This is a genomic window from Agrobacterium tumefaciens, from assembly GCF_031801495.1.
Lineage (GTDB): Bacteria > Pseudomonadota > Alphaproteobacteria > Rhizobiales > Rhizobiaceae > Agrobacterium > Agrobacterium tumefaciens_K.
This window is the reverse complement of sequence record NZ_JAOEGC010000002.1, coordinates 101908-120721: the sequence shown is the minus strand read 5'-3', so window position 1 is coordinate 120721 and position 18814 is coordinate 101908. Positions and strand designations below refer to the sequence as shown.

Sequence of the window (18814 nt, the reverse complement as noted above, 5' to 3'; positions counted from 1 at the left end):
GAAGGAAAGTGGCATGGCGACGACCCTGCAACAAGGCGACCTGCAAAACGGTGGACTGAGCGCATCCTCCATCACCGTCATGCGCCACTATCAGAGACAGCTTGCCACGCGGCGCGTTTACACCGTCATCTCGCTGGTGGTGTTTCTGATCATCCTCGGTGCCTCGCTGAATTTTGCCAATGACGCGAATTCCGGGAAGTTCTTCGAACGCCTGCCTTACTTCTTCGATTTTCTGAAAACTTTCGTGCCGGACAGCCCGCTGGAAATCTTCCGCGCCATGTTCGATCTGCCGTCGCCCTACGCAGACGGCTCACTCAAATACGACTACACGGCCGACCGGGTGTATATCACGGACGGGTTTTACATTCCGCATTTCATCTACCAGCTCATCATCACGCTGAATATCGCCCTGGTTTCTACGATCATCGGCACGACTTTCGCCTTCATCCTCTGCTTCTTCGCCTCGACAAATCTTGTCGGTGCAGGTGCCGTACGTTTCGCTGTGCGCCGTACAATGGAAATCCTGCGCGCTTTCCCGGAAATCGTCGTTGCCGGTCTCCTGACGGCTATCCTTTCGATCGGGCCGATTGCGGCGATCATTGCCATTTCGGTGCATACGATCGGCGCGCTTGGAAAGCTGTTCTTCGAAGTCGTCGAGAACGCGGACATGAAGCCGGATGAGGGCCTGAGAGCCGCAGGCGCCAGCTGGCTGGAGCGCGTCCGCTTCGCCATTGTGCCGCAGGTTCTACCGAATTTCGTTTCCTATGCCCTGCTGCGCGCCGAAATCAATGTCCGCGCCTCGACCATCATCGGCGCAGTTGGCGGCGGTGGCATCGGTGAAGTTTTCCGCCTTGCCATCGGCCGCGATCATGCCGCCAAGACCTATGCCATCATCATACTGCTTCTCATCACCATCATCGCCGTCGACCAGTTCTCCGCCTGGCTGCGTCGCAGGCTGATCGGTCATCAATCCTTCGAATTCGGACGGGGAGCCGCCTGATGTCGTCCAGCTTCGTTCTCAACGCCGCCGACCGCGAACGCCTCACCGCAGCGCATCCGGAAGTTTTCAAGCGCAGCTTTGCTCAGCGCCACGGACTGCTGATCGGCATATCCATCGTTTTTGCCTATCTCGTCGCCTGCTTCTTCTTCTTCAACGTCGGTCCCGCTTTCACGCAGGGTCGATGGGATCGTGCATCCAGCTACATTCAGGACTGGTATTCCTGGCGCGCCCAGCCCCGGCTGCGCTTCGACGAAGGCAAGGTTGTGCCGCAATGGTCGAGCCGCGGGCAATATCCGGCCAATGCCAATATCAGCTGGTTGCAGCCATTGCCGGACGGTGGCTACAGCGTGATCTATGGCAACACCGAGAACCGCATCGATGTGACGCCCACCCGCGCCGACGTCTATGTCGACGGTGTGTCCTATCCCGTCAGCATCAGCGAAGACGCCGCGCAGGCACCGGCAGGCGCGCCATCGCAGATCCGGCAGGACGGAACCAAGGTCATCGTCGAATACGGCTTTGCCGGTCAGGCGGAAATCCGCAGCAGCCAGGTCTACGTGCAACGCCGCTTCCTTGGTTGGGCGAATTTCCTGTTCGATACGCGGTCGCAGTTCTGGGGCAAGAGCTGGGGCGAGCTGGCCGCACTCGCACTCTGGGAACAGCGCGTCGATCCCACCCGCTCCAACCTTTCGGCAATGACGGACGACTTCCTGAAGAACGATGTCTGGCAGCATGCGGATATCCTCTCCAAGCTGATGCAGACGCTCGTCATGGCCTTTGTCGGCACGTTGTTCGGCACGCTTTTCGCCCTGCCTCTGGCATTCATCGCCGCGCGCAACATCACCGCCAGCAAAGCTGCCAACTGGGGCATGAAACGGCTGTTCGATTTCCTGCGCTCTATCGACATGCTGATCTGGGCGCTGTTCTTCACCCGCAGCTTCGGCCCGGGGCCCATTCCGGGCATCGCGGCGATCTTCTTCACCGACACGGGCGCACTCGGAAAGGTCTATGCCGAAGCGCTGGAAAACGTGGATGACAAGCAGCGCGAAGGCGTCAAGTCCGTCGGCGCGTCCCCACTCGCCATCAATCGTTTCGGCGTGCTGCCGCAGGTTCTGCCGGTGTTCATTTCCCAGTCGCTCTACTTCTGGGAGAGCAACACCCGCTCGGCAACGATCATCGGTGCGGTCGGAGCGGGCGGCATCGGTCTGAAACTGCTGGAAGCGATGGGCACAAATGCCGACTGGGACAAAGTTGCTTACATGGTTCTGCTGATCCTGCTCGTAGTTTTCGTCTTCGACAATCTTTCGAACGCCCTGCGCTCCAGGCTCATCGGAAAACCTCACCACTGACGGCGATTTTTATCGCCGTCATCATCATTCTGTCACGGAAACCATTTACGTCGCACTCCTGACCTTGCGGGGAGCGGGCGAGTCACGCCAAATAGCTTCTCGCCTCCGGTTTCCATGACATTGAAGAGTGCTGCACGTGCGCTATGCCATCTATTTTTCTCCGGCTAAAGACCATCCGTTGACTGAAACGGCGGCACGCTGGCTAGGACGAGACGCGTTTTCCGGTACATTGCATGACGACCACAGCAGCTTTGCAGACATCACCGCGGAACCACGCCGTTATGGTTTCCATGCGACGCTGAAAGCTCCGTTCGAGCTGTCTGAAAAATACAGCGAAGCGGACTTGATCAGAGCATTCGACGACTTTGCCGCGAACCAACCGGCCTTCGATATTCCACGTGTCGTCGTTGATGCACTTGGACCGTTTTTCGCCCTCGTCCCGGATCGCACCTATCAGCCATTGCAGGACTTCGCGGCCGGGGTCGTCGATCATTTCGACCGGTTCCGCGCTCCGCTGTCAGAAAGCGACATTGCGCGGCGGAGGCCTCAAAGCCTGACGGAAAGCCAGCGTCAGAACCTCTCGCTCTGGGGTTACCCCTATGTGATGGAGGACTTCCGTTTTCACATGACGCTGACCGGCCGCGTGGATGAAAACGAGGCGACCGGCCTTCGCCATGTCCTTACCAACGAATTCTCCGAATTTACCGACCGCCCGCTGACCGTTTCCGGCATTGCCCTGTTTGCCGAAGAAACGCGCGGCGCCCCTTTTGCCGTCCATCGCTGGTTGCCACTCGGCCAACCGCCAAAGAAAGATGCCACGCCATGACCGAACATGTTCTCTCCAACGCCCGCATCGTCCTGCAAGACGATATCATTTCAGGTTCCGTCCTGATCCGTGACGGCAAGATCGCGGATATCAGCGAAGGCTCTTCCGCCGTCGGCGAGGATTTCGGTGGCGATTTCCTGATCCCCGGACTGGTGGAACTGCATACCGACCATCTGGAACAGCACTATTCGCCCCGCCCCGGTGTCACCTGGGACAAGATTGCCGCCATTCAGGCGCATGATGCGCAGGTCGCATCGTCGGGCATCACCACGGTGTTTGACTGCCTGCGGCTCGGGTCGGACGAAGACGGCGGCTTCAAGAAAGGCGAAATGCGCGAGATGGCAGATGCCATCGAGGCGGCGTCCGACCAGAACCGCCTGCGCGCCGATCATCTGCTGCATCTGCGATGCGAGGTCGCGTCGTCGGACGTGCTCGATCACTTCGAGGATTTCCAGACCGATCCGCGCGTACGCCTCATCTCGCTGATGGACCACTCCCCGGGGCAGCGACAGTTCCAGTCGATGGAGCAATACAGCTTCTATTATCAGAAGAAGCGCGGTCTGACCGACGAGGCATTCGCCGAATTCGTGAAACGCCGCGTGGCCGCCTCCGCCGCCTATTCCGCAAAGCACCGCGATTACCTCGCCGCAAATTGCGCGGAACGCGGCATCACGGTCGCAAGCCACGACGACGCAACGGAAGCGCATGTCGGCGAAGCAATCGGACATGGCGTCAAGCTCGCGGAGTTTCCCACGAGCATCGAGGCCGCGAGGGCATCGCATGGCGCCGGAATGAGCGTGCTGATGGGAGCGCCGAACATCGTGCGCGGCAAATCCCATTCCGGCAATATCGCCGCCCGCGATCTGGCCGAGATCGGCGTGCTGGACGTCCTCTCGTCCGATTATGTGCCGTTCAGCCTTCTATATGCGCCGTTCCTGCTCGCCGATCAGGTTGAAGACATCACCTTGCCGCAGGCATTGGCGATGGTCACGGCCACGCCGGCACGGACCGTGGGCCTCGATGATCGTGGACGCATACAGACCGGCCTTCGCGCCGACCTCGTTCGGGTGCATCGCGAAGACGGCGTTCCGGTCGTTCGCTCCGTCTGGCGCCAAGGTAGACGTGTCGCATGATCGACCCACACCGTACCGCGCAGAGCCCCAACCTAGCGTCCGGCATGATGGTTGTAGTGGTCGGCCCGAGCGGGGCCGGCAAGGATACCCTCATGGACTACGCCGCAAGGCACTTTGCGGACAAGCCAGGTTTTCATTTCACCCGGCGCGTCATTACGCGCAGCGGTGATGCTGGGGGGGAAAACCACGATTCCGTGTCCGCTGGCGAGTTCGATCAACGCCAGAGGGATGGTGCTTTCGCCGTGTTCTGGCAGGCGCATGGGCTGAAATACGGTATCCCCGCCAGCGTCCACGGTCATCTCGAAGCGGGCCATGTTGTCGTTGCCAATGGTTCACGCTCCGCCCTACCGCAATTCGGCATGGTTTTCCCAAATCTCAAGATCGTCAATATCGTTGCGCGACCGGAGGTTCTGGCAAAACGGCTCGAGCAGCGCGGGCGCGAAACCAGAGACGACATCCTCCGGCGACTGCAACGAAGCGCCCCGACTGTACTCGGGGATTTCGATGTGACGACTGTCGACAACAGCGGCGCGATCGAAGACGCCGGAAAAACCATCATCCGTGTTCTGGAACAGAGCTATTCCGCCTGCCGAAACGCACGTTCCGACAGGACAACACTCGACAAATAATTCATCACGGCTTAGCATCTGACGACAATTCGTCAACATCACGCGCCAGACGACGGATGCCCGGAAAACACGTCAACGACGACATAACGGTCGTGGCCGGTATGGCAGCCGGAGTGGCTGGCTATGCGCAATCACGAGGGATCGATATAGTCCCTATCTGCTCAGCTCTGGGCATCGACTCCAGCCGTTTCGGCAGCCTCACGGAGCGGGTCAGCCTCGAGAAATTATGCCGCCTTCTGGAAACCTGCGCCGTGATTTCAGCCGATGACGCATTCGGCCTGCAATGCGCTTCGACCTTCCCGGCCGGAGGCTCGGGAGCTTTCGGCTACGGCCTGATGAGTGCACCGGACGTCCGGTCATTCCTGCAGTTTCTTCAGGACCATGTTTATTACGCGACCAATACCAGCCATTTCACGATGGCGGCTGACGGGCAGTACACGTCGCTGTCGTGGACTTTTGCGCCGGTTATCGCCAGGCGCGACCAGTATGTCGATCTGGCACTGGCCGTTCTGTTTCAACGGCTGCGCGATATTCTCGGTGAGCGGATCAATCAGGTCGAAGTTGGCCTCGAACGCCCTAAACCCCATAATATCCAGCTATTTAAAGATCGCCTGACGCGACGTACAGGATTCTCCCAATCAATCAATACCCTGAGGGTGCCAGCGGCGTTGCTCGATGTTGTCAATCCCCGGGCTGACAAACGGCTTTTCGACTTGATGAACCTGCAATGCCGGATGTTGCGGCCGGAAACCTCGGTCGAGGCGACCCATTTCATCGACCAGGTAAAAGGCTATCTGCAGATGCGGCTGACCGATACGGAACTCTCGCTTGCCGAGATCGCCCCTCACTTCAATCTTTCGGAGCGCAGTTTTCAGCGTCGTCTCGCGACGCTTGGAACCAATCTCAACGAAATACGGGATGCCATTCGCAAGGACGCCGGATACAGACTTCTGATCGGAAGCGACCTTCCCGTGTCCGATATCGGCTATCGGCTGGGATATTCAACGCCGGGCGCGTTCTCACGCTCCGTTTCCCGGTGGTTTGGCCAGACTCCGACGGATATCCGCAAGAAAAACACACATCATTCCACCGAATAAACCGGGCTTTTTGTAATTATCTTTCTACTCAGGAAATAAACAGCAAATAAAACATCGGGCATAAACCCGACCTGACCCAGAACGTAACAACACAACCGTGTTTCGTGGCGTGCGAAGTTATTTTATTCATAGTCGATATCGCTTAATAGCGGCCATCTTTCGGAGCCGACAACGGCGTCTGCTCCGTAACTTCGGCCGCGAAACGGTCGTTCCTATTACCCAGTTACAGATTCAGACGAACCGACAGAAGTAGCCATAAGCCTTCTGCGGACGGTTCCATTCCGCGTTTCCGATGAGAAAAGAACACAACATGTCTTCGCAAGTGCAGCATGGATGTAATCATCCATACGAAAGGACTCTTTCAGACATTGAACGGCAATATCTGGGGCTTATCGCGCGAGGCCAGCATCCCTCGCGCATAGCCGCCGCTACGGAAACCGATGAAAAAGACGTCCGGGACATTCTGGAAAGCGCGCGCACGAAGCTGGGCGCAACAAACCTTCTCAATGCGGTTTCCACTGCACTGCTTCGTGGCCTTATCGATCGCAACATATGACGTCCGTGCGAAACGTCCCCTCTGCGTGGACGTGAAAACCGCATGCGCGGCTTGATGCGTCATGATCCTTTCGTTTCAAGCGAACGGACGGCGGACCAGCAAGCAGACAGGAAATGATTTCCTGTCTGCGTCAAGCGCGGGCGGTTTACCCGGCGGGTCCATGTCGGTCCGCCGGGTTTTGTTTTCAAAGCGCCTGTATTTCCGCGAGAATATCGCTGTCGATGGAGATACCGCTCTCCAGCGCCTGCCGACGAATACCCTGGCTCCGTCTTCCTGGCAGGCGGACATTTTCCTGTTTTTCTATTTCACCGACGATCAGGCCCAGCCTCTCGGTAAACGACCCCGTGCCGGGACTGGATGGATCGATGGCGATGATGGTGTGGCCGAGCGACGGTGGATCTCCCTTGTCATCGAAAAGCGACGATGCCTCGAAGGCAAAATTGCCGCCGGTAAGAGCCGCAGCCATGATCTCGACCATCAAGGCAAGCGCGGCACCTTTCGCTTCGCCCGCCGGCGCCATCGTTCCGGCCATGGCTTCCTCGGCATCCGTGGTCGGGCGGCCGTTGCGATCAAAGGCCCAGTCTCCCGGAATTGTTTCGCCCTTCTGCCGGGCAGCCATGATCTTGCCGCGGGCAACCTTGGACAAGGCAAGATCGATCACAAGCGGATCGGCATCCTGAACAGGGGTGGCAAAGGCAATCGGATTGGTTCCGTAAAGAGGCTTGGTGCCACCCCATGGCGCCATGGAGGCTGGTGCATTGGCGAACATGAGGGCAACCAGACCCATATCGGCAAAGCGTTCCACCGTAAGCGCCATGACGCCGGCATGGTGCGAACGGCCGATAACCGCCAGGGCTATGCCCTGCTGGCGGGCCATCTCCGGTAACTCACCCAAGGCAAGATCGATGGCCGGATAGGCGTAACCGTAACCAGCATCCACAGCGAGAACGCCGGGCCTTGTGCGCTTAAACGAGGGGCGTACCTTGCCATCAACCTTCCCGGACCGCGCCTGCTTCACATATGCGGGAATACGACGGAAACCGTGACCGCCCTGCCCTGCGGCTTCGGAGGCGACGAGGGCGCGCGCGACAGAACGAGCATTTTCAGGCGACACGCCGTTGCGCTCGAAGATGGAGGAAACAAAATCCTCCGCCTCTGCAATGGATAGTTTCATGTATGGGATGCCTTGTTTCTGGGAGACGACCAGACCTACACCATCACGGGAACAAGCGAAATCCATTTCGATGCCGATCACGCCGGAAGACATCCATCCATGCCGCAACAAAAAGGCCGGGAAAATCCCGGCCCGTGTTTAGCGGATGCTGATCGGCACGGTCACCGTCTTGCCGGCTTCCGGAGGCGGCGCCGGTACCGGGGACGCATTCTGCACCCAGGCGGCAATCTGCTGGTCGATGGAGGAATCGCCCGTCGACTGGATGACGCTGACGCCGCTGATGGCCCCCGCATCGTTCACGCGAAAACGGACGAGTGCCGTCATTGAGCCGCCCTTCAAAGAGCGTGGTTTACGGCGCTCAATGTGCGAACGAACCCTCGAACCCCATTTGGCAGGCGATACGGAAGACGACGAGAAGAGGCCTCCCGTATTCCGCGATGCTGCCGTCCGGTCTGATTGCTGTGCCTCTGCCTTCGCAGTTTCGCGCAGCTGCGATGCCTGCTGCGGCTTCGGACGCTCGCGCTCGACTTTTTTCTTCTCGACCGGTTCTTCTTTCTCGACCTTTTTTTCGACCGGCGGAGGCGGAGGCCGCATGACAGGCAAAGGCACCTCGACATTTTCGAGTGCCGCCATCATCTGCTCCTGAACCGGATCGACCTGTTCAACAGGTTCCGGAATTTCCTGCGGCTCGACGATTTCTTCTTCAATCGGCTCGGGGGGAATGACCGGCTCTGGCGGCGGTGTTTCAGCAACCGGCTCGGGTGGTGGTGGAGGCTCCTGAGGCTTTACCTCTTCCACCGGCTGGCTGTTGTCGCTTTTCACCTCCTCGGCGTCCTCGACATCATCGGCCTGCGTGGTTTCTTCCGTATTCACCGCTTCGGGAATGGCGGCCATCTCGATCATGATCGCGGCAGGCGGAGAACCATCGGAATCCGGTTCGACCGGCTCCTGCATCAGATAATAGGCAAAACCGGCATGCACGCCGAACATAAACAGAGCTGCGACGGTCCACAGCGCCACTTCCCCGAGACGGGAAGGCTTGTACTGCGGGTAACCGTTATCGGTCATGGCGCCGTTCCCTGCGTGGTGGGCGCTGCCGGTGGCGCGGCAGCGGGAGTTTGTGAGGCGGCGGCAGCGCTTTCCAGACCGACAAGTGCGATCTTCAGATAACCGGCGTCACGCAGGAGATTCATGATCTCCATGAAGTGACCGTAATCCACCGCCTTGTCAGCGCGCAGGAAAATACGCGTGTCCTTCTTGCCGCCCGTCTGCTGGTCGATGGCGGCCGCCAGCGCTTCACGCGCAATCGCATCATTGCCGAGGTTGAGCGACAGATCCTCCTTGACCGTGAGGTAAAGCGGCTCTTCAGGGCGCTCGACCGGCTTGGCGGTCGAGGCGGGCAGATCCACGTTCACATCCACGGTCGCCAGCGGTGCAGCAACCATGAAGATGATGAGCAGGACGAGCATGACGTCGATGAACGGCGTCACGTTGATTTCATGGTTTTCGGAGAGATCATCTCCGAAGTTTTCTCGAATACCGCCAGCCATATCCGATCACCGTCCGACCAGAGACACTGCGGGCTTGCTGCTGCTGCCCGGAGGAATGCGGCGGAAATCGAGGTCGCGGCTGACAAGACGTTCCACGCCTGCCGCCGCATCCGCGAGCAGATGGCGATAGCCGGTGATGGACCGGGCAAAGACGTTGTAGATCACCACGGCGGGAATAGCGGCGACCAGTCCGATAGCCGTGGCCAGCAGCGCTTCGGCGATACCGGGAGCGACGACGGCGAGATTTGTCGTCTGCGTCTCGGAAATGCTGATGAAGGAGTTCATGATGCCCCAGACGGTACCAAACAGGCCGACGAAGGGAGCGACAGAACCGATCGTTGCCAGGATACCCGTTCCTCGCGACATGCGGCGACCGGCATGGGTTTCAATGCGCGACAGCGCAGAGGACACTCGCTCCTTGATGCCGCCGCCATCGGTGTGCGCGACAACAGCGTCGGACAGATGCATTTCATGGCTTGCCATGCGCAGCATGAGGGCAGCAGGCCCGCCTCTCTTTTCGACGGCCTCCGTGGCCTCGACGAGGGTCTTTGCCTTGCGGATGACCTTGAGGGTCTTGCCGGCACGAACGCGGGCACCGGCGAGTTCAATCGACTTCGCAACCCAGACGGTCCACGTGATCAGCGAAGCGAGGGCAAGCCCGATCATCACTCCCTTGACGACCCAGTCGGCCGCCATGAACATGCCCCAAGGCGAAAGATTATGCGGAATGTCTGCACGCTCAACCGGATCGGCGATTGGTTCCAGAACCGTCGAGTTCCCGGTTGCCGTCGCTGGCGCCGTCGTTTCACCCTGCAGCTGCGGGGCTGCTGTTTCGTTGGCCGGAGCCGGAGCAGACGATACAGGTTGTGCAGGCGCTGCTACCGGTTGCTGGTTGGCTTCAGCGGCTGGCTGCGTCTGCTGCGCGGTTGGTGCAGGCGTTTGAGCCTGCGGCGTGGCTACGGGTGCGGTCGACGGTGTCTGTGTGCCTGGGCTGGTCTCCGATAGCGGAGCGGGTTCTGTCGAGGTTCCGGGCGTTGCCTGCGCAAAAACCGAACCGGCATGAAGCCCGGCCAGCAACGCGATCGCCGCGACCTTAGCAATACGTGGCTTCCTGCTTGCCGTTTCAAGGATGGCGAGGGAGGTGGAGGTCTCAAATGACATGAATTTTATCCCGGATTTCCGTCGATGAACCCATCCGCAAACTTGGCCAGCTTCTCTTAAACCGGGTCATCACGGATTACGTCGTGCGTGCACGCCGTTCCGATAATAAACATGAGTTCCTTTGACAACTATTATATTATCAATAGCGGAGTCGTAAACTCTTCTTTACGAAAAAGTGACCATTTGATCGGTCCTAATTCTTCTGAGAAGGAGAAAACTGGGCAACAAGGCTGTGCCGCTCGCCCGGGTAGGTAACATGAACATCCGTAATGTAATCCGGCCCATGCCACGTCCGTCGGTGGATGACGAGGCAGGCGGCACCGACCGCAATGCCAAGTGCTGTCGCGATGCGCCGATCGGCAGCGACAGCGGTGATACGATGTTCCGCCGCACTCCACGGCACCATTTTCAGCAACCAGGTGCCCGGACCGATCTCTGAGAAATCGGCCGATTCCGACCCCGGCACGGCATCGACATTGATGACACGTTCTTCGAGGCAAAAAGGACGGCCGCCAGCAAAATGCGTGGAAGTCAGCTCCACCACATTCGCACCTTCCGGCAACTCCATCGCTGCCCTGTCCTTTTCGTTGGCGCCACGCAGAACCCGCCTGTCCAGCCGATAGCCGTAAACAAGCCCCAGGGCCTGCACTTCCCGCTCTATGTCGTGGATTTCAAGAACGGCGGACTGGACGTGAGGCTGCCTGACGAATGTGCCAAGACGCCTGCGCCGTTCGATAAGGCCGCGTTGCACGAGTTCGGCAAGCGCCTTGTTCACCGTCATGCGGGAGCATGCGTATTGGCGGGTTATTTCATGTTCAAACGGAATGCGGTGACCGGGTGGCCACTCGCCGGTCATGATACGGGTTTCGACATCGTCGCGAATCCGCTCGTGCAACGATTTCTCCTGATGAACGGTCTCAGTGCTGGCCATACCTGTGTACCCTCCTGCCAGACAGATGCGTCAGCCAACACGGTCCTGCTGGAACTGCCTCATCCATGCGCGGCCGCCGCGATCGCCTCGCTGCGGATCTCCTCCGTCAGAACGGCCCGCAGCTCGGAAAACTCGGGGCTTGCCTTGACGGTGTAGTGGCGCGGATGCGGCAGATTGACGGGCGTGATCGACTTGATCCGGCCGGGACGCGCCGACATGGTAACAACACGCGATGCCATGAAAACGGCTTCCTCGATGTCGTGCGTCACGAAGATCACCGTCTTCTGTTCGCGCTCCCATATGCCCAGCAGCAGCTCCTGCATCAGTCCTCTGGTCTGATTGTCGAGCGCGCCGAAGGGTTCGTCGAGCAGCAGGATTTTAGGACCGTTCGCCAAGGCGCGGGCAATTGCCGTACGCTGCTGCATACCGCCCGACAGCTGTTTAGGCCAATGGTTTTCAAAACCACGCAGCCCCACCTTGTCGATGTAACTGTCGACGATTTCCCATTTTTCCTTCTCGGCAACACCACGCTCCCGCAGCCCGAACGCGACGTTCTCTCGCACCGTCAGCCAGGGAAAAAGCGTATAGGATTGAAAGACCATGCCGCGGTCCGCTCCGGGACCGGTCACCTCTTCTCCAGACAGCAGAACCTTGCCCGTCGTCGGCCTGTCCAGCCCGGCGATAATGCGCAGCAAGGTGGATTTTCCGCATCCAGAGGGCCCAAGGATGGTCACGAAGTCGTTGCGGGGAATGTCGAGATCGGTCGGCTGCAGCGCAAGGGTCGGCTGCCCGCCGCGCACACCCGGAAAAATACGGCTGACGCCTTTGACAACGAGTTCGCTCATCAGGCGAGCCTCCACGCGAAAAGCTTCCGGTTCACGAACTTGAAAGCGAAATCCGAAATCAAGCCAATGACACCGATGACGATGATGCCGAAGATGATCTGGCCGGTCGCCATCAATGCCTGACTGTTGATAATCATGTAACCGATACCCGAAGACGCGCCGATCAGTTCTGCAACGATGACATAGGTCCAGGCCCAGCCGAGTACGAGCCGGAGGATTTCAGCGATATCCGGCGCATTTGCCGGAATGAGGACGCGGCGCACCACACCTCTGTCCCTTGCCCCCAGCGTGTAGGCCGCCTCGACCAGATCGCGTCGCGTGCCTGAAACAGCAACGGACACCATCAGGACGATCTGGAAAACAGCGCCGATAAAGATGACCAGCAATTTCTGCATCTCGCCGATGCCCGCCCAGAGAATAAGGAGCGGTACAAAAGCGGAGGCCGGAAGATAGCGGGCGAAAGACACAAACGGCTCAAGCAACGCCTCGATCGGCTTATATGCACCCATGGCAATTCCGAGGGGAACGGCCACGACCGCCGCCAGAACGAACCCGCCGACCACACGCCAGACGGTCATGCCGATATCGGCGGCAAAGCCCTGATCGGTCAGCAGATAGATGCCATCCTTCAGCATGGTAATCGGGTCGGCAAGGAAGGTCGGGGATACAAACCCGCCCAGGGTCGCAACGCCCCAGGCGAAGAAAAACAGTACGAAGAACAGGATGCCGAGGCTTATCCTCGTTCCGTTTCCGATCGGTTGAAGAGGGTGCATGGTGACGCCTAGCCAAGAGAAACAGACGCGGTGTTTTCGCCACCGCGCCGTTCAATGCCGCTGGTTTTACTGGATGAAAGACGTATCCGCGAGGGTCGACATATCCGGCTTGGACTTGATGACGCCGATCTCAAGCAGAAGGTCCGCCGCCTTCTCGGAGAATGTCTTGAACTCTCCTTCGAAGAATTTCTGGTTGGCCGCCTTGTCCTGCCATTCCAGGAATTTCGCGGAACCGGCAAAGGCCTCACCGGACTGCTTCACGTCCGCGCCCATCGTCTCGTAGGACTTCTTGGGATCGGCCTTGATGAGTTCGAGAGCCTCGAAATAACTGTTGGCCAAGGCCTTGGCCGCTTCCGGGTTGTCTTTCAGGAACGCGGGCGTGCAGCCGAAGGTATCCATGACAGCAGGATAATCGAGGGTCGTGGCGATGATCTTGCCCTGATCCGGCGCGGCGCGTACCGTGGACAGGTAAGGCTCATAGGTCATGGCTGCATCGTTCTGACCGGCAACGAAAGCCTGTGCGGCCGGACCCGGCTCAAGGTTGACGACCTTCACGTCCTTCAGCGTGAGGCCGTTTTCCTTGAGGATCCATGCCAGGAAAAAGTATGGCGACGTGCCGGGCGCTGACGCCGCGATAGTCTTGCCCTTGAGGTCGGCGATCTTCGATACGTCTGTACGGACGGCCATGCCATCTGCACCGTGCGACTTGTCCATCTGGAAGATCTGGGTGGATTTCACGCCATTGGCGTTCCAGGCAACCCATGTCTCAACCGTGGTTGCGGCACACTGGATATCGCCGGATGCCAGCGCAAGGTGACGGCTGGCCTGCGGGATTTTCTTTATATCGACCTTAAGTCCGTTTTTCTCAAAAATGCCTGCCGCCTTGGCAAGCGTCAGCGGCGCAAATCCGGTCCAACCGGACATGCCGATTGAAACCGACGTTTCCGCGTGGGCGGCAGTAGACGAAAGCAGCACAACGGCTGCGGCGAGCATCCGATTTTTCCTCATGACAAGTTCCCCTGTTGCTTTATTTTTGAGCGAAATTGTTTCCCGCCTTATTTGAGGCATGGTAGGTGCCATTTCCTCACTTGTCTAGACAAAATAAATCACAACAGACGGGTTGAGAGGATATTGCGGTGACAGCGGCACGCGTCCTACAAATGAACGTTTCCGCCGATCAGCATCCACGAGCAGCCGGTCGGCTTGCACCCTCTTTCCCATGTCGAGTTTTTCATGAGCAGACAGAGACGTCGCAACATCATCAGGGCAAGACGAACCCGGACGGGTATCGCACTCGTTGCGGCCATTTCCTTCATCGCAGGGATGACCGATGCGATCGGGCTTCGCATCTCCGGTGACTTCGTGTCCTTCATGACCGGAAATACGACGCGGGCGGCGGTTTCGGCCGGGACAGGCGCCTATGGCCACGCGGCGAAACTGCTGTTTGCAATCGTGTTTTTCGTTGCAGGCAACGCAGGGGGCATCGTGATCGCACACAAATTTAGCCGCCGCCTTTTTGCCGTCCTGGTCTGTGTCGGCTCGCTGATGGCAGCCGCAGCATTGCTTGGAGGAGAGGATGGGGCACTCCTACAGTTCTATGCGGTGGTGTTTGCGATGGGCATGGTCAACGCCGCAGTCGAACATATTGAAGGGCTGCCAATCGGACTGACTTATGTGACCGGCGCTCTTTCCCGCTTCGGGCGGGGCATTGGCCGATATGTCCTTGGCGACCGCAGCTTCGACTGGACCATTCAGGTCGTGCCATGGCTCGGCATGGTCAGCGGCGCCCTCTGCGGCGCCATTCTTGGAGGCTTGCTGCAGTCGGCCGCATTATGGGTTGTGGCTGGATCCATCTATCTGACGGCTTTCGCAACCTTGGCCATCCCCCGCTCGCTTCGGCAACGATACAATCAAAAGGTGACGATTGCGCGCGTCTAGGGTCGAAAGGTAGCCCGCTATTTCCGCGAGATGGTGACGAACTTGGTTCCACGAACGCGCACCGTCATTTCGCATTGCGCGCTATCAGTGCGGTCGCAAAAGCGCGGATGCATTTTCAGCACGAAGACCATGTTGCCGAAACGCTTGACGAAATCGTAGCTGTAGATGGTGGCGGTCGCAATCATCAGGTAGCCGCCCTCCTTCACCTGCACGTAGAAATTATAAGGGCAACCATCATCATTGCAGGCGCTGCTCCTGTTGCCGTCGCAGGTCAACGCACCACGATTGGTCACCACATCCATCAGCCCGTCATTGTTGATATCGAGGCGAGTGACGAAATCATCGCCAAAATCGACGGCTTTGCACTCGTTGCGGAAAAAATCCTTCTCGTAGATTTCAGGATCGCTGACGAGTTGCTGTTGCGCAGAAAGCGTTGCCGGAAACATCAACAGAACCAATGCGTGAAGGGCTGCTACGATGGTTTTCCGCACGGCATTTTCCTTTGCAATCGTTTCGGCTATGGATGTTGCGATCATCCGGTCGGCGACCTTAAACACCCGTGCTTGCGCGACCCTGACGCGTTGACGGTTTATTCTCTCGGGAGAACCAATACATGACACTTCTCGGTTTTCTCGACTACGCAGGCGTTGCGGTTTTCGCGGCAACCGGTGCGCTTGCCGCCTCGCGAAAACAGCTAGACCTCATCGGCTTTCTTTTTTTTGCAGCCGCAACGGGAATCGGCGGCGGAACCATCCGTGATCTGGTTCTGGGAAGAGCACCTGTCTTCTGGGTCGTCAATCCGACATACATTCTCGTCTGCGTTTCAATCGCGATACTGGTCTTCTTCACCGCGCACCTGTTCGAATCCCGCTACCGGCTGCTGATCTGGCTCGACGCGGTCGGCCTGTCCGCCTATTGCGTCATGGGGGCCGCAAAGGGACTGGCAGCCACAGGATCAGCGACAGTCGCCATTGTCACCGGTGTGCTGACGGCGACATTCGGCGGGGTTCTGCGCGATATTCTGGCTGGTGAGCCATCGGTCCTTCTGCGACCGGAGGTTTATGTGAGCTGCGCGCTTGCAGGGGCATCGATTTTCACCGCCGCCTATTTTCTTGGCGCGCCTCTCTATCTCGCATCCGCGGCGGGTGTGGCGACAGCCTTCGGGATCCGCTCCGGTGCGCTGATTTTCGGCTGGACCTTCCCACCTTACAAAGCGAAGCCCGGAAGGCCTCCGGAAGATATCCTGAAATAAGGTGCAAACGAAAACGGCGCCCGAAGGCGCCGCATCAATCGTGATAGAATGTTCTTCAGCCACGCTTGCGGCGCAGGCGGATGATGACGTCGACGTGGGCGATTTCCATACCTTCCGGAGCGTCGGGAAGATTGTCGATCTGCAGATTGTTGATCGGGATATCGAGAACCTCGTTTTCCCCTTCAACAAAGAAATGATGATGGTCCGATATGTTGGTATCGAAATAGGTCCGTGCCCCTTCGACAGCCAGAACACGGATCAGACCGGCCTCGGTGAACTGGTGCAGCGTGTTGTAAACAGTGGCCAGGGAAACCGGAACTCCGGCGCAGACGGCCTCGTCATGCAGCTCTTCGACCGTCAGATGCCGGTCACCCTTCGCGAAAAGAAGATCGCCCAAAGCCACGCGCTGCCGCGTGGGGCGCAGACCACAGCGCCGCAGCCTCGTTCCGATATCCAATGTCGCGTCAAATGCCATGCAAGCCCATTCCAGACGTAGGGTTAAAACCGCGCAATTACCCTAGCATATATCTTTTACACAAAGCGCTTTCAATAGTTTCAAGCTCCCGCGGCGGCGGCAAATGGCGGCAAACCGGGCATATTTGCAAATTTCCTCTGGTTCAGGCCTTACGGTTCCTGTATGCGGGCGCCATGTAAAGACGGTCTGCAGACAACAAGCCTTGAGGAACCAGAGAGGTTCGCTGCCCTTGCAGCGCTTCAATTTGGACCTAACTTGCTCTACAGAAGTCGATCAACACCAGTAGACGGGAAACGGAAACACTATGGCAACGAGGCAATCGAGCTACAATTACGAGGAAATCCTGGCGTGCGGACGCGGCGAACTGTTCGGCCCCGGCAACGCGCAGCTTCCTCTGCCTCCCATGCTCATGGTCCACCGCATTACCGAAATCTCGGAAACCGGCGGCGCTTTCGACAAAGGCTACATCCGCGCGGAATATGATGTGCGCGAAGACGACTGGTATTTCCCCTGCCACTTCCAAGGCAACCCGATCATGCCGGGCTGCCTCGGCCTCGATGGCATGTGGCAGCTGACAGGCTTTTTCCTCGGCTGGCTCGGTGAAGAAGGCCGCGGCATGGCTCTGTCGACGGGTGAAGTAAAGTTCAAGGGCATGGTGCGTCCGCACACGAAGCTCCTGCAATACGGCATCGATTTCAAGCGCGTCATGCGCGGCCGCCTCGTTCTGGGCACCGCCGACGGGTGGCTGAAGGCCGATGGCGAAACCATTTATCAAGCGACGGACCTTCGTGTAGGTTTGTCGAAGGAAAAGACCGCCTGAGACTGACAGAGCCTGTTCCGGCAGATGCCGGGCGGCGCCCAATGTCCAGCCGAATTCTTAAGAAAAGGTCCCTTTCATGAGACGAGTTGTTGTCACCGGCCTCGGTATTGTTTCTTCCATCGGCGGTGATGCCGCCGAAGTCACCGCATCGCTGCGCGACGCCAAATCCGGTATCTCCTTCTCACCCGACTTTGCCGAACATGGCTTCAAGTGCCAGGTATGGGGCAAGCCGTCTCTCGACCCGACCGATCTGGTCGATCGCCGCGCCATGCGCTTCCTGAGCCAGGGCGGTGCGTGGAACCATGTTGCGATGAAGCAGGCGATCGCCGATTCCGGACTGGAAGAGAGCGATGTGAGCGGCAACGAACGTACCGGCATCATCATGGGTTCCGGTGGACCTTCGACGCGCACCATCGTTGAAGCCGCCGACATCACGCTGAAGAACACCAGCCCGAAGCGCATCGGCCCGTTTGCCGTTCCAAAGGCCATGTCCTCGACGGCCTCGGCCACGCTTGCCACCTGGTTCAAGATCCACGGCGTCAATTACTCGATCTCGTCGGCCTGCTCGACGTCTGCGCACTGCATCGGCAATGCCGCGGAAATGATCCAGTGGGGCAAGCAGGACATCATGTTCGCCGGTGGTCACGAAGACCTCGACTGGTCGATGTCGAACCTGTTCGACGCCATGGGCGCCATGTCTTCCAAGTATAATGAGACGCCCGGTATCGCATCGCGTGCTTATGACGCGAACCGTGACGGCTTCGTCATCGCTGGCGGCGCCGGCGTTCTGGTTCTGGAAGAGCTGGAACACGCCAAGGCGCGCGGCGCGAAGATCTACGCGGAAATCGTCGGATACGGCGCGACGTCTGATGGCTACGACATGGTTGCTCCCTCTGGCGAAGGTGCGATCCGCTGCATGCGTCAGGCACTCTCCACCGTGAAGGGCGATGTCGACTACATCAATACCCATGGCACATCGACCCCTGTTGGCGACAGCAAGGAAATCGGCGCGATCCGCGAAGTCTTCGGCTCGAAGATTCCGCATATCCAGTCCACCAAGTCTCTGACGGGCCACTCGCTTGGCGCTGCTGGCGTCCAGGAGTCCATCTACGGCCTTCTGATGATGCAGGAACGCTTCATTGGTGAAAGCGCCCACATCGAAACGCTCGATCCTGAATTCGAGGGTGTGAACATTGTTCGCAAGCGCATAGACGACGCGAAGATCGACACGATCCTCTCCAATTCTTTCGGCTTCGGCGGCACCAACGCCACGCTCGTCTTCCAGCGTTATAACGGATAATTGCC

General features: G+C 58.7%; 20 protein-coding genes. 10 read left to right on the top strand and 10 right to left on the bottom strand.

The window, feature by feature from the left end; genetic code table 11:
• Positions 1-13 precede the first annotated feature (13 nt).
• From phnE (N7578_RS10010) to N7578_RS09985, 6 genes are all read left to right on the top strand, one after another.
• Positions 14-1000, top strand: coding sequence for a phosphonate ABC transporter, permease protein PhnE (gene phnE / locus N7578_RS10010; protein ID WP_422646698.1), 987 nt, complete (start codon positions 14-16; stop codon positions 998-1000).
• Positions 1000-2349: a phosphonate ABC transporter, permease protein PhnE gene (gene phnE / locus N7578_RS10005; protein ID WP_311110204.1), complete on the top strand. Its 1350-nt coding sequence runs from the start codon at positions 1000-1002 to the stop codon at positions 2347-2349. Before phnE (N7578_RS10010) ends, phnE (N7578_RS10005) begins: the two co-directional genes overlap by 1 nt.
• A gap of 127 nt (positions 2350-2476) precedes the next feature.
• Positions 2477-3175: a DUF1045 domain-containing protein gene (locus N7578_RS10000; protein WP_311110203.1), complete on the top strand. Its 699-nt coding sequence runs from the start codon at positions 2477-2479 to the stop codon at positions 3173-3175.
• Complete coding sequence (locus N7578_RS09995; RefSeq protein ID WP_311110202.1) at positions 3172-4308, top strand: alpha-D-ribose 1-methylphosphonate 5-triphosphate diphosphatase; 1137 nt, start codon at positions 3172-3174, stop codon at positions 4306-4308. The genes N7578_RS10000 and N7578_RS09995 overlap by 4 nt, the downstream gene beginning before the upstream one ends.
• Entirely contained in the window at positions 4305-4937 is a 633-nt protein-coding gene (phnN, locus tag N7578_RS09990) for a phosphonate metabolism protein/1,5-bisphosphokinase (PRPP-forming) PhnN (protein WP_311110201.1), read from the top strand. The genes N7578_RS09995 and phnN overlap by 4 nt, the downstream gene beginning before the upstream one ends.
• A 56-nt stretch (positions 4938-4993) precedes the next feature.
• Positions 4994-6034: an AraC family transcriptional regulator ligand-binding domain-containing protein gene (locus N7578_RS09985; RefSeq protein ID WP_311110200.1), complete on the top strand. Its 1041-nt coding sequence runs from the start codon at positions 4994-4996 to the stop codon at positions 6032-6034.
• 740 nt (positions 6035-6774) lie between these two features.
• Here the strand turns inward: N7578_RS09985 and N7578_RS09975 are convergent.
• The 8 genes from N7578_RS09975 to N7578_RS09940 all read right to left on the bottom strand — a co-directional run bounded on the left by N7578_RS09975 (position 6775) and on the right by N7578_RS09940 (position 14032).
• Positions 6775-7764, bottom strand: a complete 990-nt coding sequence (locus N7578_RS09975) for an Ldh family oxidoreductase (RefSeq protein WP_311110198.1) — start codon at positions 7762-7764, stop codon at positions 6775-6777.
• 138 nt (positions 7765-7902) lie between these two features.
• Complete coding sequence (locus N7578_RS09970) at positions 7903-8832, bottom strand: TonB family protein (RefSeq protein WP_311110197.1); 930 nt, start codon at positions 8830-8832, stop codon at positions 7903-7905.
• Positions 8829-9314, bottom strand: a complete 486-nt coding sequence (gene exbD, locus N7578_RS09965) for a TonB system transport protein ExbD (protein ID WP_311110196.1) — start codon at positions 9312-9314, stop codon at positions 8829-8831. The genes N7578_RS09970 and exbD overlap by 4 nt, the downstream gene beginning before the upstream one ends.
• Before the next feature lie 6 nt (positions 9315-9320).
• Positions 9321-10475: a tonB-system energizer ExbB gene (gene exbB / locus N7578_RS09960; RefSeq protein ID WP_311110195.1), complete on the bottom strand. Its 1155-nt coding sequence runs from the start codon at positions 10473-10475 to the stop codon at positions 9321-9323.
• Between the two features lie 193 nt (positions 10476-10668).
• Positions 10669-11406, bottom strand: coding sequence for a histidine utilization repressor (gene hutC / locus N7578_RS09955; protein WP_311110194.1), 738 nt, complete (start codon positions 11404-11406; stop codon positions 10669-10671).
• Positions 11407-11465: 59 nt separating this feature from the next.
• On the bottom strand, positions 11466-12251 hold the full coding sequence (locus tag N7578_RS09950) for an ABC transporter ATP-binding protein (RefSeq protein WP_311110193.1): 786 nt from the start codon (positions 12249-12251) through the stop codon (positions 11466-11468).
• Complete coding sequence (locus N7578_RS09945) at positions 12251-13024, bottom strand: ABC transporter permease (protein ID WP_311110192.1); 774 nt, start codon at positions 13022-13024, stop codon at positions 12251-12253. Before N7578_RS09945 ends, N7578_RS09950 begins: the two co-directional genes overlap by 1 nt.
• Before the next feature lie 66 nt (positions 13025-13090).
• A complete protein-coding gene (locus N7578_RS09940; RefSeq protein ID WP_311110191.1) occupies positions 13091-14032 on the bottom strand; it encodes an ABC transporter substrate-binding protein in 942 nt (313 codons plus the stop codon).
• A 225-nt stretch (positions 14033-14257) separates the two neighbouring features.
• Here N7578_RS09940 and N7578_RS09935 point away from each other — a divergent pair, with 225 nt between their 5' ends.
• Positions 14258-14962 (top strand): YoaK family protein, encoded by a 705-nt coding sequence (locus tag N7578_RS09935; RefSeq protein ID WP_311110190.1) that lies wholly within the window; start codon positions 14258-14260, stop codon positions 14960-14962.
• Positions 14963-14979: 17 nt separating this feature from the next.
• Here the strand turns inward: N7578_RS09935 and N7578_RS09930 are convergent, their stop codons facing one another.
• On the bottom strand, positions 14980-15498 hold the full coding sequence (locus tag N7578_RS09930) for a hypothetical protein (RefSeq protein WP_311112456.1): 519 nt from the start codon (positions 15496-15498) through the stop codon (positions 14980-14982).
• 77 nt (positions 15499-15575) lie between these two features.
• Between N7578_RS09930 and N7578_RS09925 the strand changes: the two genes are divergently transcribed.
• Positions 15576-16214, top strand: a complete 639-nt coding sequence (locus N7578_RS09925; protein ID WP_311110189.1) for a trimeric intracellular cation channel family protein — start codon at positions 15576-15578, stop codon at positions 16212-16214.
• 55 nt (positions 16215-16269) lie between these two features.
• On the opposite strand, the gene irrA is transcribed toward N7578_RS09925, so the two are convergent.
• Entirely contained in the window at positions 16270-16689 is a 420-nt protein-coding gene (gene irrA, locus N7578_RS09920; protein WP_311110188.1) for an iron response transcriptional regulator IrrA, read from the bottom strand.
• Positions 16690-16993: 304 nt separating this feature from the next.
• Here irrA and fabA point away from each other — a divergent pair, with 304 nt between their 5' ends.
• Both fabA and fabB read left to right on the top strand, forming a co-directional pair.
• Complete coding sequence (gene fabA, locus N7578_RS09915) at positions 16994-17509, top strand: 3-hydroxyacyl-[acyl-carrier-protein] dehydratase FabA (RefSeq protein ID WP_138794211.1); 516 nt, start codon at positions 16994-16996, stop codon at positions 17507-17509.
• A gap of 76 nt (positions 17510-17585) precedes the next feature.
• Positions 17586-18809, top strand: a complete 1224-nt coding sequence (gene fabB / locus N7578_RS09910) for a beta-ketoacyl-ACP synthase I (RefSeq protein ID WP_311110187.1) — start codon at positions 17586-17588, stop codon at positions 18807-18809.
• Positions 18810-18814: the final 5 nt, after the last annotated feature.